The 13257-nt window shown below is 69.8% G+C and carries 11 protein-coding genes; all 11 read right to left on the reverse strand.

Annotated features, from left to right (window positions below; translation table 11 throughout):
• Positions 1-5 precede the first annotated feature (5 nt).
• The 11 genes from WG923_RS01605 to rsmH all read right to left on the reverse strand — a co-directional run bounded on the left by WG923_RS01605 (position 6) and on the right by rsmH (position 13251).
• Positions 6-989, reverse strand: coding sequence for a D-alanine--D-alanine ligase (locus WG923_RS01605; RefSeq protein ID WP_340349157.1), 984 nt, complete (start codon positions 987-989; stop codon positions 6-8).
• On the reverse strand, positions 986-2401 hold the full coding sequence (gene murC / locus WG923_RS01610; RefSeq protein ID WP_340349158.1) for a UDP-N-acetylmuramate--L-alanine ligase: 1416 nt from the start codon (positions 2399-2401) through the stop codon (positions 986-988). Before murC ends, WG923_RS01605 begins: the two co-directional genes overlap by 4 nt.
• Positions 2398-3462: an undecaprenyldiphospho-muramoylpentapeptide beta-N-acetylglucosaminyltransferase gene (murG, locus tag WG923_RS01615; protein ID WP_340349159.1), complete on the reverse strand. Its 1065-nt coding sequence runs from the start codon at positions 3460-3462 to the stop codon at positions 2398-2400. Before murG ends, murC begins: the two co-directional genes overlap by 4 nt.
• On the reverse strand, positions 3459-4667 hold the full coding sequence (gene ftsW, locus WG923_RS01620) for a putative lipid II flippase FtsW (protein ID WP_445322885.1): 1209 nt from the start codon (positions 4665-4667) through the stop codon (positions 3459-3461). The genes murG and ftsW overlap by 4 nt, the downstream gene beginning before the upstream one ends.
• A gap of 26 nt (positions 4668-4693) precedes the next feature.
• On the reverse strand, positions 4694-6208 hold the full coding sequence (gene murD / locus WG923_RS01625) for a UDP-N-acetylmuramoyl-L-alanine--D-glutamate ligase (protein WP_340349161.1): 1515 nt from the start codon (positions 6206-6208) through the stop codon (positions 4694-4696).
• Entirely contained in the window at positions 6208-7386 is a 1179-nt protein-coding gene (gene mraY, locus WG923_RS01630) for a phospho-N-acetylmuramoyl-pentapeptide-transferase (RefSeq protein ID WP_340349162.1), read from the reverse strand. The genes murD and mraY overlap by 1 nt, the downstream gene beginning before the upstream one ends.
• Positions 7383-8771 (reverse strand): UDP-N-acetylmuramoyl-tripeptide--D-alanyl-D-alanine ligase, encoded by a 1389-nt coding sequence (locus tag WG923_RS01635; RefSeq protein ID WP_340349163.1) that lies wholly within the window; start codon positions 8769-8771, stop codon positions 7383-7385. Before WG923_RS01635 ends, mraY begins: the two co-directional genes overlap by 4 nt.
• Complete coding sequence (locus WG923_RS01640; protein WP_340349164.1) at positions 8768-10240, reverse strand: UDP-N-acetylmuramoyl-L-alanyl-D-glutamate--2,6-diaminopimelate ligase; 1473 nt, start codon at positions 10238-10240, stop codon at positions 8768-8770. The genes WG923_RS01635 and WG923_RS01640 overlap by 4 nt, the downstream gene beginning before the upstream one ends.
• The gene (locus tag WG923_RS01645) at positions 10240-11973 is read right to left on the reverse strand and encodes a peptidoglycan D,D-transpeptidase FtsI family protein (RefSeq protein WP_340349165.1); all 1734 of its coding nucleotides are present in this window, start codon (positions 11971-11973) and stop codon (positions 10240-10242) included. Before WG923_RS01645 ends, WG923_RS01640 begins: the two co-directional genes overlap by 1 nt.
• Positions 11970-12257, reverse strand: a complete 288-nt coding sequence (ftsL, locus tag WG923_RS01650; protein WP_340349334.1) for a cell division protein FtsL — start codon at positions 12255-12257, stop codon at positions 11970-11972. Before ftsL ends, WG923_RS01645 begins: the two co-directional genes overlap by 4 nt.
• An 82-nt stretch (positions 12258-12339) precedes the next feature.
• On the reverse strand, positions 12340-13251 hold the full coding sequence (gene rsmH, locus WG923_RS01655; protein ID WP_340349166.1) for a 16S rRNA (cytosine(1402)-N(4))-methyltransferase RsmH: 912 nt from the start codon (positions 13249-13251) through the stop codon (positions 12340-12342).
• Positions 13252-13257: the final 6 nt, after the last annotated feature.

Consider the following 13257-nt stretch of genomic DNA (forward strand, 5'->3'; position numbering starts at 1 on the left):
TTTCCTCATTTCTTCGCCACCTCCTGCTGCGGCAGGTCCAGCGCGGCATCGGCCAGCAGTTGCAGGCACAGGTCCTCGTAGCTGATGCCGGCGGCCCGCGCCGACATCGGTACCAGCGAGTGGCCGGTCATGCCCGGCGAGGTGTTGATTTCCAGCAGGGAGGGCTTGCGGGTGCCGGCGTCGATCATCACGTCGATGCGGCCCCAGCCGCGGCAGCCCAGCACGCGATAGGCCTTGACCACGATCTCCTGGATCGCGGCCTCCTCGCCCTCGGGCAGGCCGCAGGGCACCAGGTACTTGGTGTCGTCGGTGAAGTACTTGTTCTGGTAGTCGTAGTTGCCCTCGGGCGCCACGATGCGGATCACCGGCAGCGCGCGGGCGCTGTCGCCGGTGCCGAGGATGGGGCAGGTGACCTCGTCGCCGGCGATGAACTGCTCGCACAGCACGTCGGTGTCCAGCGCCGCGGCGGCATCGACGGCGGCCAGCATCTCGGAGTAGCCCTGCACCTTCGCCACGCCGATCGACGATCCCTCGCGCGCCGGCTTCACGATCAGCGGCAGGCCCAGGTCGTCCGGGATCTTGACCACTTCCTCGCGCTGGTAGGCGCCGCGCTTGAGCAGCGTGTACTTCGGCGTCGGGATGCCCTCGGCCAGCCACACGCGCTTGGTCATCGTCTTGTCGATCGAGATCGCGGAGGCCATCACGCCGGAGCCCGTGTAGGGGATGCCGAGCAGTTCGAGCGCGCCCTGCACCGTGCCGTCCTCGCCGAAGCGGCCATGCAGCGCGATGAAGCAGCGCCTGAAGTTCTTGCGCTTGAGTTCCACCAGGTCGCGTTCGGCCGGGTCGAACGCGTGCGCGTCCACGCCCTTGGACTGCAGCGCCTTCAGCACGCCGCTGCCGGACATCAGCGAGACCTCGCGCTCGGCGGACTTGCCGCCCATGAGCACGGCGACCTTGCCGAAGGACTTGGGATCGATGCCTGCGCTCATGCCTTGGCCCCCAGCAGGTCGACCAGCTTGCCGGGCACGGCGCCGATGGTGCCGGCGCCCATGCACATCACCACGTCGCCATCGCGCACGGTTTCGATCACGGCCTGCGGCATGCCGGCGATGTCGCCGACGAATTGCGGCTCCACCTTGCCCGCAACGCGCACGGCGCGCGCGAGCGAGCGGCCATCCGCTGCCACGATCGGTTCCTCGCCGGCGGAATAGACCTCGGACAGCAGCACCGCGTCGGCGGTGCCCAGCACCTGCACGAAGTCCTCGAAGCAGTCGCGCGTGCGGGTGTAGCGGTGCGGCTGGAACGCCAGCACGATGCGGTGGCCGGGGAAGGCGCCGCGCGCGGCAGCCAGCGTGGCGCGCATCTCCACCGGGTGATGGCCGTAGTCCTCGATCACGGTGAAGGTGCCGCCGCCCTGCACGCCGGGCACGGGCAGCTCGCCGTAGCTCTGGAAGCGGCGGCCGACGCCGCGGAACTCGGCCAGGGCCTTGAGCACGGCGTCGTCGGGGATGTTCAGTTCCACGGCCACCGCGATCGCAGACAGCGCGTTGAGCACGTTGTGCATGCCCACGAGATTGAGCTTCACGTGCAGGTCGGGCAACGTCACGCCGTTGCGCCGCTGCACGGTGAAGTGCATCTGCGGGCCGACCGCCTTCACGTCCACCGCGCGCACCTGCGCGTCCTCGCCGAAACCGTAGGTGGTCACCGGGCACTGCACCTGCGGGACGATGGAGCGCACGGACTCGTCGTCGATGCACAGGATCGCCGTGCCGTAGAAGGGCATGCGGTGCAGGAATTCGAGGAAGGCCTTCTTCAGGTTGTTGAAGTCGTGGCCGTAGGTGTCCATGTGGTCGGCGTCGATGTTGGTCACCACCGCCATCACGGGCAACAGGTTGAGGAAGGACGCATCGGATTCGTCCGCCTCCACCACGATGTATTCGCCGGAGCCGAGCTTCGCGTTGGCGCCGGCGCTGTTCAGGCGTCCGCCGATCACGAAGGTGGGATCGAGCCCGCCCTCGGCCAGCACGCTCGCCACCAGGCTGGTGGTGGTCGTCTTGCCGTGCGTGCCGGCGATCGCGATGCCCTGCTTCAGGCGCATCAGCTCCGCCAGCATCACCGCGCGCGGAACGATCGGGATCTTGCGCTTGCGCGCGGCCACGACCTCCGGGTTGTCCTGCTGCACCGCGGTGGACGTGACCACGGCGTCGGCGCCGATCACGTTGCCCGCGGCGTGGCCGACGAAGGTCTGGATGCCCAGCTCGGACAGGCGCCGCAGCGTGGGCGAATCGGCGATGTCGGATCCGGAGATCAGGTAGCCGAGGTTGCGCAGGACTTCGGCGATGCCGGACATGCCGGCGCCGCCGATGCCGACGAAGTGGATGTGTTTGATCGCGTGTTTCATCGTGCGAGGGCCTCGCAGGCGGCGACCACCTGCTCGGTCGCCTGGGTCTTCTGCATGCGCTTGGCCGCCACCGCGCGTTGCAGCAGTTCGCCGCGCGTCAGGGTGATCAGCATGGTGGCCAGCTTGTCGGGGGTGAGCTCGCGCTGCGGCACGAGCCAGCCGCCGCCGGCGTCCACCAGGAACTTCGCGTTCGTGGTCTGGTGGTCGTCGACGGCGAAGGGAAAGGGGACGAAGAGCGCGGGCGCGCCCACCGCCGCGAGCTCGGTGACCGTGCTCGCGCCGGCGCGGCAGATCACGAGGTCGGCTTCGGCGAAGGCGCTCGCGGTGTCGTCGATGAAGGGCGTGAGTTCGGCCTGCACGCCCGCCTGGGCGTAGTTGGCCCGCAGTTCGTCGATCTGCTTCGCGCCGCTCTGGTGCAGCACGCGCGGGCGGTTGGGGCCCGGAATGCGCGCCAGGGCCTGCGGCACGATCTCGTTGAGGGCCTTGGCGCCGAGGCTGCCCCCCACGACCAGGATCTTCAGCGGGCCGTTGCGGCCGGCGAAGCGCTCCTGCGGCGCAGGCTGGTGCAGGAAGGCCTCGCGCAGCGGGTTGCCCACCCACTCGCCCTTCTTGAGCACATCGGGGAAGGCACTGTAGACGCGATCGGCAACGGCGGCCAGCACGCGGTTGGCCATGCCGGCCACCGAGTTCTGTTCGTGCAGCACCAGCGGCTTGCCGAGCAGCACGCCCATCATGCCGCCGGGGAAGGTGATGTAGCCGCCGAGGCCGACCAGCACCTGCGGCCGCACGCGCCGCAGCACCTGGATGCTTTGCCAGAAGGAGTGCAGGATGCGCAGGGGCAGGAAGGCATAGGCCTTCAGGCCCTTGCCGCGCACGCCGCCGAAGTTGATGGTTTCCAGCGGAAAGTCGCGCGGCGGCACCAGCTGCGCCTCCATGCTGTTCGGCGCGCCCAGCCAGTGCACGCGCCAGCCGCGCGCGCGCAGTGCCTCGGCGACGGCCAGGCCGGGGAAGATGTGGCCTCCGGTTCCCCCGGCCATGACGAGTGCGGTGCGCTCGGTCATGCGCGCCCTCCCCTCATCAAGGTGCGGTTCTCGAAATCGATCCGCAGCACCACCGCTATGGCCACGACGTTCATCAGCACCGCGGAGCCGCCGTAGGACATCAGCGGCAGGGTCAACCCCTTGGTGGGCAGCGCGCCGAGGTTCACGCCCATGTTGATGAAGGCCTGGAAGCCGATCCAGATGCCCACGCCCTGCGCGACCAGGCCCGCGAACACGCGGTCCAGCGCGATCGCCTGCCGGCCGATGTGCATGATGCGGCGCGTCATCCACAGGAAGCACAGGATCACGCCCAGCACGCCGACCAGCCCGAATTCCTCGCCGATCACCGCCAGCAGGAAGTCGGTGTGCGCCTCCGGCAGCCAGTGCAGCTTCTCCACGCTGCCGCCGAGGCCGACGCCGAAGATCCCGCCGCGGCCGATCGCGATCAGCGAGTGCGACAGCTGGTAGCCCTTGCCCAGCGCGTACTTCTCGTTCCACGGATCGAGGTAGGCGAAGATGCGCTCGCGCCGCCAGTCGGAGAAGGCGATCATCAGCATGAACGCCACCACGATCACCGCGGCGATCAGGAAGAACATGCGCGCGTTCACGCCGCCGAGGAACAGGATGCCCATGGCGATCACGGCGATCACCATGAAGGCGCCCATGTCGGGCTCGGCCAGCAGCAGCACGCCCACCATGGCGACGGCGGCCGCCATCGGCAGCACCGCGCGGAAGAAGCGCTCCTTCACGTCCATCTTGCGCACCATGTAGTTGGCGGCATAGAGCAGCACGGCGAACTTCGCCAGCTCGGACGGCTGGAAGGAGATGGGGCCCAGCGCCAGCCAGCGGCGCGCGCCGTTGACGCCCTTGCCGATATGCGGGATGAGCACCACGGCCAGCAGCACCAGCGAGCCGACGAACAGCCACGGCGCGGCGCGTTCCCAGGTCTCCACCTTGACCTGGAAGGTGAGCAGGCCGACCACGAAGGACAGCCCCAGGAACAACGCGTGGCGCGAGAGGAAATACGTGTGGGCGTAGCGGCCGAAGCGCGGGTTGTCCGGCATCGCGATGGAGGCCGAATACACCATCACCATGCCCCAGGCCAGCAGGGCCACCGTCAGCCAGAGCAGCGCCGGATCGAAGGGCCGCAGGCCCTCGACGGGGGCGGCGCCCCGGGTCACCCACGGCGCATCGCCGCGCGCGATGAACGGGTTGCGGCGGAACATGGCGGCGACGCCGGCGAGCGAAAGGTTCACGCCTCGCCTCCGTCCAGCATGGCGCCCGCTTCGTCGGCGACGGCCTGCACCGCGGCGCGGAACACCTCGGCGCGGTGCGGGTAGTTGCGGAACATGTCGAAGCTCGCGCAGGCCGGCGACATCAGCACGGCGTCGCCCGCGTGGGCGCGCTGCGTGGCGACGCGCACGGCCTCTTCCATCGTTGCCGCCTCGGCCAGCGCCACGCCCGCGGGTTCGAGCACCGCGCGGATCTGCGGGCCGTCGCGGCCGATCAACACCGCGGCGCGGGCGAAGCGCGCGACCGGCTCGGCCAGCGGCGCGAAGTCCTGCCCCTTGCCGTCGCCGCCCAGGATCACCACCAGCTTGCGCTCGGCACCCAGGCCGTGCAGCGCGGCGACGGTGGCGCCGACGTTGGTGCCCTTGCTGTCGTCGAAGTATTCGACCCCGTTGACGATGCCCACCGGCTCCACCCGATGCGGCTCGCCGCGGTACTCGCGCAGGCCGTACAGCATGGGCGCGAGCTGGCAGCCCGCCGCCGTGGCCAGCGCCAGCGCCGCCAGCGCGTTGATCGCGTTGTGCCGGCCGCGGATGCGCAGCGCGTCGGCCGGCATGAAGCGCTGCAGGTACAGCTCCTCCTCCGCGTCCTTGCGCCGCTTCTCGGTCTCGTCGGCTTCGTGCGCGCGCACCAGCCACGCCATGCCGTGCACGATCTCCAGGCCGTAGTCCCCGGGACGCAACGGCCGGTCGCCGCCGAAGGTGAGGTAGGGCCGCTGCTCGTACTTGCCGCCCTTGACGCGCACCGGCGCCGGCAGCATCTGCATCACGAGCGGATCCTCGCGATTGAGCACCATGATGCCGGTCTGGCCGAACACGCGCGCCTTGGCGCCGGCGTAGGCCTCCATCGTGCCGTGCCAGTCCAGGTGGTCCTGCGTCACGTTCAGCACGGTGGCCGCGGTAGGCTCGAAGCCGGTCACGCCATCGAGCTGGAAGCTGGAAAGCTCCAGCACCCAGACCTGCGGCAGCGCGTTCGCCTCGCGCCGGGACGCCAGCGTGTCCAGCAGCGTCGGGCCGATGTTGCCGGCGACCGCGACGGTCTTGCCGCTGCGCTCCACGAGCTGGCCGGTGAGGGAGGTGACCGTCGTCTTGCCGTTGGTGCCGGTCACGGCGAGGACGGCGGGGTGATAGCCCTCGGCCTGGCCCATCGCAGCGAGTGCGTCGGCGAACAGCTCCAGCTCGCCGCGCACGGCAACGCCCTGTGCGCGGGCCGCTTCCACCACGGGTGCGATCTGGGCGGGCGCGAGCCCCGGGCTGCGCAGCACGAGCTGCCGGCCCTGCGCCAGTTCCGCCGTGAAGCCGCCGCCGAGGAATTGCGCATCGGGCACCTGCTCGCGCAGCGTGGGCAGCTGCGGCGGATCCTCGCGCGTGTCCGCGACCGTCACGCGCGCGCCGTGCTGCGCGCACCAGCGCGCCATGGCGAGGCCCGAGGCCCCGCAGCCCAGCACCAGCACGTCGCGGTCGCGCAAGGTTTCCATCACCGCAGCTTCAGCGTGGACAGGCCGACGAGGCACAGCAGCATCGTGATGATCCAGAAGCGGATCACCACCTGCGTTTCCTTCCAGCCAGTTTTCTCGAAGTGGTGGTGCAGCGGCGCCATCAGCAGGATGCGCCGGCCCTCCCCGAACCTGCGCTTGGTGTACTTGAAGTAGATCACCTGCGCCATCACCGACAGCGCCTCCACCACGAAGATGCCGCCCATGATGGCCAGCACGATCTCCTGCCGCACGATCACGGCGATCGTGCCCAGCGCGCCGCCCAGCGCCAGCGCGCCGACGTCGCCCATGAACACCTCGGCCGGGTGGGCGTTGAACCAGAGGAAAGCCAGGCCCGCCCCGGCCACCGCGGCGCAGAAGATCAGCAGTTCGCCGGAGCCCGGGATGTGCGGCAGGAACAGGTACTTCGAGTAGACGGCGCTGCCGGTCACGTAGGCGAACACGCCCAGCGCCGAGCCCACCATCACCACCGGCATGATCGCCAGCCCGTCGAGGCCGTCGGTGAGGTTCACCGCGTTGCTGGAACCCACGATCACGAAGTAGGTCATGATCACGAAGCCGAACACGCCCAGCGGATAGGTCACTTCCTTGAAGAAGGGCACCCACAGGCCCGCCTTGGGCGGCAGGCTCATGTCGAAACCGGAGCGGACCCAGTCGAAGAACAGGCCCAGCACCCGCACGTTGGTCGTCTCCGACACGCTGAAGGCCAGGTACAGCGCAGCGACGAGGCCGATCAGGGACTGCCAGAAGTACTTCTCGCGCGAACGCATGCCTTCGGGGTCCTTGTTGACCACCTTGCGCCAGTCGTCCACCCAGCCGATCGCGCCGAAGCCCAGCGTGACCAGCATCACGATCCACACGAAGCGGTTGGTCCAGTCGAACCAGAGCAGGGTCGACAGCGTCACCGAGATCAGGATCAGCACGCCGCCCATGGTGGGCGTGCCGCTCTTCTTCAGGTGCGACTGCATCGCGTATTCGCGGATCGGCTGGCCGATCTTCAGGGCGGCCAGGCGGCGGATCACCCAGGGCCCGAAGATGATGCCGATCAGCAGCGCGGTCATGGCCGCCATCACCGCGCGGAAGGTGATGTACTGGAAGACGCGGAAGAAACCGAATTCATGCCCGTGGCTTTGCATCCACGCGGCCAGGCTGACGATCATCGGGCCTCCCCCTGGTCTTGCTGTCGGGCGTGCTCCGTGATGGCCTCGACCACGCGTTCCATCTTCATGAAGCGCGAGCCCTTGACCAGCACGCTCTCGGCCTGGGCCAGCGCCTGCACCACGGCGGCGTTGAGCGCATCCACGTCGGCGAAGTGCCGGCCCTTCATGCCCTGCGCCTGCTCGCCCAGGGTGAAGAGCTGCTCGACGCCGCGCTGGCGCGCATAGTCGCCGACCTCGGCGTGGAAGGCCGGGCCCTGGTTGCCGACCTCGCCCATGTCGCCCAGCACCAGCAGGCGCGGGCCGGGCAGTTCGGCCAGCACGTCGATGGCCGCGCGCACGGAGTCGGGGTTGGCGTTGTAGCTGTCGTCCACCACGGTGAGCGTGCGGCCGCCGAGCGCGACGGCCAGCGCGCGCGAGCGCCCCTTGACCGGTTCGAAGGATTCCAGCCCGCGCACGATGGCCTTCAGCGGCACGCCGGCGGCCAGCGCGCAGGTGGCCGCGGCCAGTGCGTTGCGCACGTTGTGGCGGCCGGCGATGTGCAGCGCGAAGTCGATCGTGCCGGCGGGCGTCTGCGCCCGGACCTGCCAGTGGCCCTGCTGCCAGTCGGCAGCGGCCAGGCGCACGTCGGCATCGCTGCCCGCCGCGTCGCCGAAGGTCATGCAGGGCCGCGCCTGCGCCATCCCGGTCCACAGCATCGTGAACTCGTCGCCGGCCGGGAACACCGCCACGCCGGTGGGCGGCAGCGCGCCGAACACGCTGCCGTTCTCCTGCGCCACGGCTTCCACGGTGGCCATGAATTCCTGGTGCTCGCGCTGGGCGTTGTTCACCAGCGCCACCGTCGGTGCGGCGATGCGCGCGAGGTAGCCGATCTCGCCCGGGTGGTTCATGCCCAGCTCGATCACGCCGAGGCGATGCGCCCGGCGCAGGCGCAGCAGCGTGAGCGGCAGGCCGATCTCGTTGTTCAGGTTGCCCTGGGTGGCGAGGTGGTGCTCGGGGTGCCAGGCGCGCAGGATCGACGCGATCATCTGCGTGACCGTGGTCTTGCCGTTGCTGCCGGTCACGGCGATCAGCGGCAGCTTGTACTGCTTGCGCCAGGCGTGCGCCAGTTCGCCCAGCGCCAGCTTGCTGTCTTCCACCTCGATGCCGGGCATGCCGGCCGGGAGCTTGCCCGGATGCGCGATCGCCGCCACGGCGCCCTTGGCGCGCGCATCGGCGAGGAAGTCGTTGGCATCGAAACGCTCGCCCTTCAAGGCGACGAACAGGTCGCCGGGCTGCAGCGTGCGCGTGTCGGAGTGCACGCGCTGCACTTCGAGCGCGCCGTCGCCGACCAGGCGGCCGCCGATCCAGTCGGCGGCCTGCTTGAGGTTCAACAGGCGTTCGGTCACTTGCGCATCTCCAGCGCCTTGCGCGCATGTTCCTGGTCCGAGAACGGGTGCTTCACGCCCGCGACCTCCTGGTAGTCCTCGTGGCCCTTGCCGGCCAGCAGGATCACGTCGCCGGCATCCGCCGCCGCGATGCTCTCGGCGATGGCACGCGCGCGATCGGCCTGCACCTGCACGCATTCCCGGTGCGACAGCCCCAGCAGGACCTGGCTGATGATGGCCTCCGGCCTCTCGCTGCGCGGGTTGTCGCTGGTGACCACGACGCGGTCCGCGTTCTTCTCGGCCACGGCAGCCATCAAGGGCCGCTTGGTCGGGTCGCGGTCGCCGCCGCAGCCGAACACGCACCACAGCTTGCCGCCCCGCTGCTGCGCCAGCGGCCGCAGCGCCTGCAGGCCCTTTTCCAGCGCGTCCGGGGTGTGCGCGTAGTCCACGGCCACCAGCGGCTTGCCCGCCTGCACCAGCCGCTCCATGCGACCGGGCACCGGCAGCAGGTCCGCGCACGCGGCCACCGCCTGCGCCAGCGGCACGCCGATGGCCCGCATCATGCCGATCACGCCGAGCAGGTTCGAGACGTTGTACTGGCCCACCAGCTTCGTCTGCAGCACGTGGCGCTGCGCGTCGCCGGCTTCGGCAATGGTGAAGCGCAGGCCTTCGTCGCCGTAGCCGATGTCCAGTGCGCGCACCCGCGCGTCGCGCACGCAGGAGACGGTCCACAGGTTCACGGGGCCGTTCCACAGCTTGGCCTCGAGCCGCTCGCCGTACATGTCATCGAGGTTGACCACCGCCGCCTGCAGCCCGGGCCAGTCGAACAGCTGCTCCTTGGCCGCCCAGTAGGCGTCCATCGAGCCGTGGTAGTCCAGGTGGTCCTGCGTGAAGTTGGTGAAGCCCGCGACGCGGATGCGCGTGCCGTCCATGCGCCGCTCCACGATGCCGATGGACGACGCCTCGATCGCGCAGGCCCTGGCGCCCTCCTGCAGGAAGCGGCGGAAGTGGCGCTGCATCAGCACCGGGTCGGGCGTGGTCAGGCCCGTGTGCTCCACGTGCGGCGGCCGGCCGATGCCCAGCGTCCCCACCAGGCCGCAGGGCATGCCGACGTTGGTGAGCGCCTGCGCGAGCCACCACGCGGTGGACGTCTTGCCGTTGGTGCCCGTCACGGCCAGCACGTCGAGCTGGTGCGTCGGCTCGCCGTAGAACAGCGCGCCGATGGGTCCGGTGGCGGCCTTCAGGCCTTCGTAGGCGGCCACGGCATCGCTCGTGAAGCGGAAGGCTTCGCTGCCCGCCGCCTCCACCAGGCAGGCGGTCGCGCCCTGCTGCAGGGCCGCCGGCACGAACTTGCGGCCGTCGGTGGCCGCGCCCGGCCAGGCGATGAAGCCGTCGCCGCGGCCGACCTTGCGACTGTCGCAGTGGACCTCGCCGGCCACGCGCTCGCGCAGCCACTGCGCGGCTTCCTGGGGCGTGCGCAGGATCCGCATCAGATCGACTCCTCCACGGCCTGCACCACGATCTGCGGCTTGACGTTCATGTCCGGCTGCACGCCCAGCATGCGCAGCGTCTGCTGCACCGTGGAACTGAAGACGGGCGCGGCGACGTCGCCGCCGAAGTAGCGGCCGGCGCTCGGCTCGTCGATCATCACCGCCACCACGATGCGCGGCTTGTCGATCGGCGCGATGCCGACGAAGACGCCGCGGTACTTGTGCTCGGCATAGCCGCGTCCTTCCTGCTTGTGCGCGGTGCCGGTCTTGCCGCCCACCGAGTAACCCATGGTCTGCGCCTTGGGCGCGGTGCCGCCGCTCATGGTGACGAGGTGCAGCATCTGGCGCATTTCCTGTGCGACCTGCGGCTGCAGCACGCGGATGCCCGCCGCCGGCGCCTCGGTCTTGAGCAGCGTCACGGGGACCAGCTCGCCGTCGCGCGCGAACACCGTGTAGGCGCGCGCGAGCTGGAACAGGCTGGTCGCCACGCCGTAGCCGTAGCTCATGGTGGCCTGCTCGATGGGCCGCCAGGTCTTCCACGCCCGCAGCTTGCCGCTGACGGTGCCCGGGAAGGGCACCTGCGGGCGCTGGCCGAAGCCCACCTGCGTGTACAGCTCCCACATCTCGCGCGGCTGCAGCTGCATGGCCATGCGCACGGTGCCGACGTTGCTGGATTTCTGGATCACCTCGGTGACCGTCAGGTCGCCATGCGCATGCGAGTCGGTGATGGTGGAGCCGCCCAGCGTGATGCGGCCCGGCGCCGTCTGGATGACGGTCGTCGGCTTGACGAGCCCCTTCTCCAGCGCCAGCGAGATGGCGAAGGGCTTCATCGTCGAACCGGGCTCGAAGCTGTCGGTGAGCGCGCGGTTGCGCAGCTGCGCCCCCGTGAGGTTCTGGCGATGGGCCGGCGAGTAGCTCGGATAGTTGGCCAGCGCCAGCACCTCGCCCGTCTGCACGTCCAGCACCACGACGCTGCCGGCCTTGGCCTTGTTGGCCACCACGGCGTCGCGCAGCTGCTGGTAGGCGAAGAACTGCACCTTGCTGTCGATCGACAGCTGCAGGTCGCGGCCGGCCACCGGCGGCACCTGCTCGCCCACGTCCTCCACGATGCGGCCCAGGCGGTCCTTGATCACGCGGCGCGAGCCGGTCCGGCCCGCCAGGTCCTTGTTGAACGCCAGCTCCACGCCCTCCTGGCCGTGGTCCTCGACGTTGGTGAAGCCCACGATGTGCGCCGCCGCCTCGCCCTCGGGATACTGGCGGCGGTATTCCTTGCGCTGGTAGATGCCCTTGATGTCGAGCGCCGCGATCCGGCGCGCCGTGGCCTCGTCGACCTGGCGCTTGACCCAGACGAAGTTGCGGTCTTCCTCCAGCTTGGCCATGAGCTCGGGCAGCGGCATCTGCAGCAGCTTGGCGAGCTGCACCAGCTTGGCCTTGTCGCGCTCCACGTCTTCCGGGATCGCCCAGATGCTCGGCACCGGCACGCTCGTGGCGAGCAGCAGGCCGTTGCGGTCGAAGATGCGGCCGCGGTTGGCCGGCAGTTCCAGCGTGCGGGCGAAGCGCACTTCGCCCTGCTTGCGGTAGAACTCGTTGCCGAACACCTGCACCCACGCGGCACGCCCGGCCAGGCCGAAGAAGCCCAGCGCGATGCCCGCGACGATGAACTTGCTGCGCCACACCGGCGTGCGGCTGGCCAGCAGCGGGCTGGAGGAATAGGCGACGACGCGTCCGCTCACGGGGCCGCCTCCTTCGCCGCGCCCTTGAGCGTGACGTACTGCGTGATCGCGGGCGTGGCCGGCCGCATGCGCAGCTGCTCGCGCGCGACCTTCTCGACCCGGGCGGAGGTGGCCTGCGCGCGCTTTTCCACCTGCAGCCGCTCGTTCTCGATCTCCAGCTTGCGCGCCTCGTTCTGCGCCCGCTCGATCTCGTTGTAGAGCCGGCGCGACTCGTACTGCACGTTCACGAGGTACAGCGCGCTCGCGATCACGGACACCAGCAGCGTCAGGTTCAGGCGCAGCATCATGGTGCCCCCACGCTTGTCACTTCGTGTACTGCGCTGCCCCCCGAGGGGGCGTTCGCACCTTGGAGCGGTCCTGCGGTGCTCATGCCTGCGTCCTCTCCGCCACGCGCATGATCGCGCTGCGGGCGCGCGGGTTGGCCCCGACTTCCGCCGGCGTGGGCTTGACGCGCTCGATCGCGCGCAGCTTGGTCGGCTTGGGCGCGGCGAAGGGCGCGCGGCGGTCGAACGCCTCGCGCGAATGCTTGGCGATGAACTGCTTGACGATCCGGTCTTCCAGCGAATGGAAGCTGATCACCACCAGCCGGCCCGAGGGTTGCAGCACGTCGAGGCTCGCTTCTAGCGCCGCTTGCAGCTCTTCAAGCTCGGCGTTGACGAAAATCCGAAGAGCCTGAAATGTGCGCGTTGCAGGGTCCTGGCCCGGCTCGCGGGTTTTGACCGCACCAGCCACGAGCTGGGCCAGCTCGGAGGTGCTGGCAAGAGGCCCCCTTTCCTGTCGGCGAGCTGCAATCGCCTTTGCGACCGGGAGAGCAAACCGTTCTTCGCCGTATTCACGGATCACCTCCGCCATCTGTTCCACTGGGGCGGTGGCGAGCCAGTCCGCGGCGCTGGTGCCGCGCGTGGGGTCCATGCGCATGTCCAGCGGGCCGTCGGCGCGAAACGAGAAGCCGCGCTCGGGGTTGTCGATCTGCGGCGAGCTCACGCCCAGGTCCATCAGCACCCCGGCCACGCTGTTCGCCTGCAGCTCGCGCAGCGCCGCGAAGCCCTCGTGCCGGATCTCGAAGCGCTGGTCGTCGATGGCGTTCGCCACCGCCACGGCCTCCGGGTCCTTGTCGAAGGCGACCAGCCGCCCCTGCGGCTCCAGCCTCGACAGGATCAGGCGCGAGTGGCCGCCGCGGCCGAAGGTCGCGTCGATGTAGGTTCCATCCGGCTTGGTGACGAGGGCGTCGACTGCTTCGTTCAACAAGACGGTGGTGTGTTGCCATCTGCTTTCCACCACCTG

Source organism: Ramlibacter sp. AN1133 (genome assembly GCF_037890035.1).
Lineage (GTDB): Bacteria > Pseudomonadota > Gammaproteobacteria > Burkholderiales > Burkholderiaceae_C > Ramlibacter.

Coding starts and splice junctions, on each gene's coding strand:
- murC (WP_340349158.1), bottom strand. CDS start 2,401: ATGAAACACGCGATCAAACACATCCACTTCGTCGGCATCGGCGGCGCC.
- murG (WP_340349159.1), bottom strand. CDS start 3,462: ATGACCGAGCGCACCGCACTCGTCATGGCCGGGGGAACCGGAGGCCAC.
- ftsL (WP_340349334.1), bottom strand. CDS start 12,257: ATGCTGCGCCTGAACCTGACGCTGCTGGTGTCCGTGATCGCGAGCGCG.
- WG923_RS01605 (WP_340349157.1), bottom strand. CDS start 989: ATGAGCGCAGGCATCGATCCCAAGTCCTTCGGCAAGGTCGCCGTGCTC.
- murD (WP_340349161.1), bottom strand. CDS start 6,208: ATGGAAACCTTGCGCGACCGCGACGTGCTGGTGCTGGGCTGCGGGGCC.
- ftsW (WP_445322885.1), bottom strand. CDS start 4,667: ATGTTCCGCCGCAACCCGTTCATCGCGCGCGGCGATGCGCCGTGGGTG.
- mraY (WP_340349162.1), bottom strand. CDS start 7,386: ATGATCGTCAGCCTGGCCGCGTGGATGCAAAGCCACGGGCATGAATTC.
- WG923_RS01640 (WP_340349164.1), bottom strand. CDS start 10,240: ATGCGGATCCTGCGCACGCCCCAGGAAGCCGCGCAGTGGCTGCGCGAG.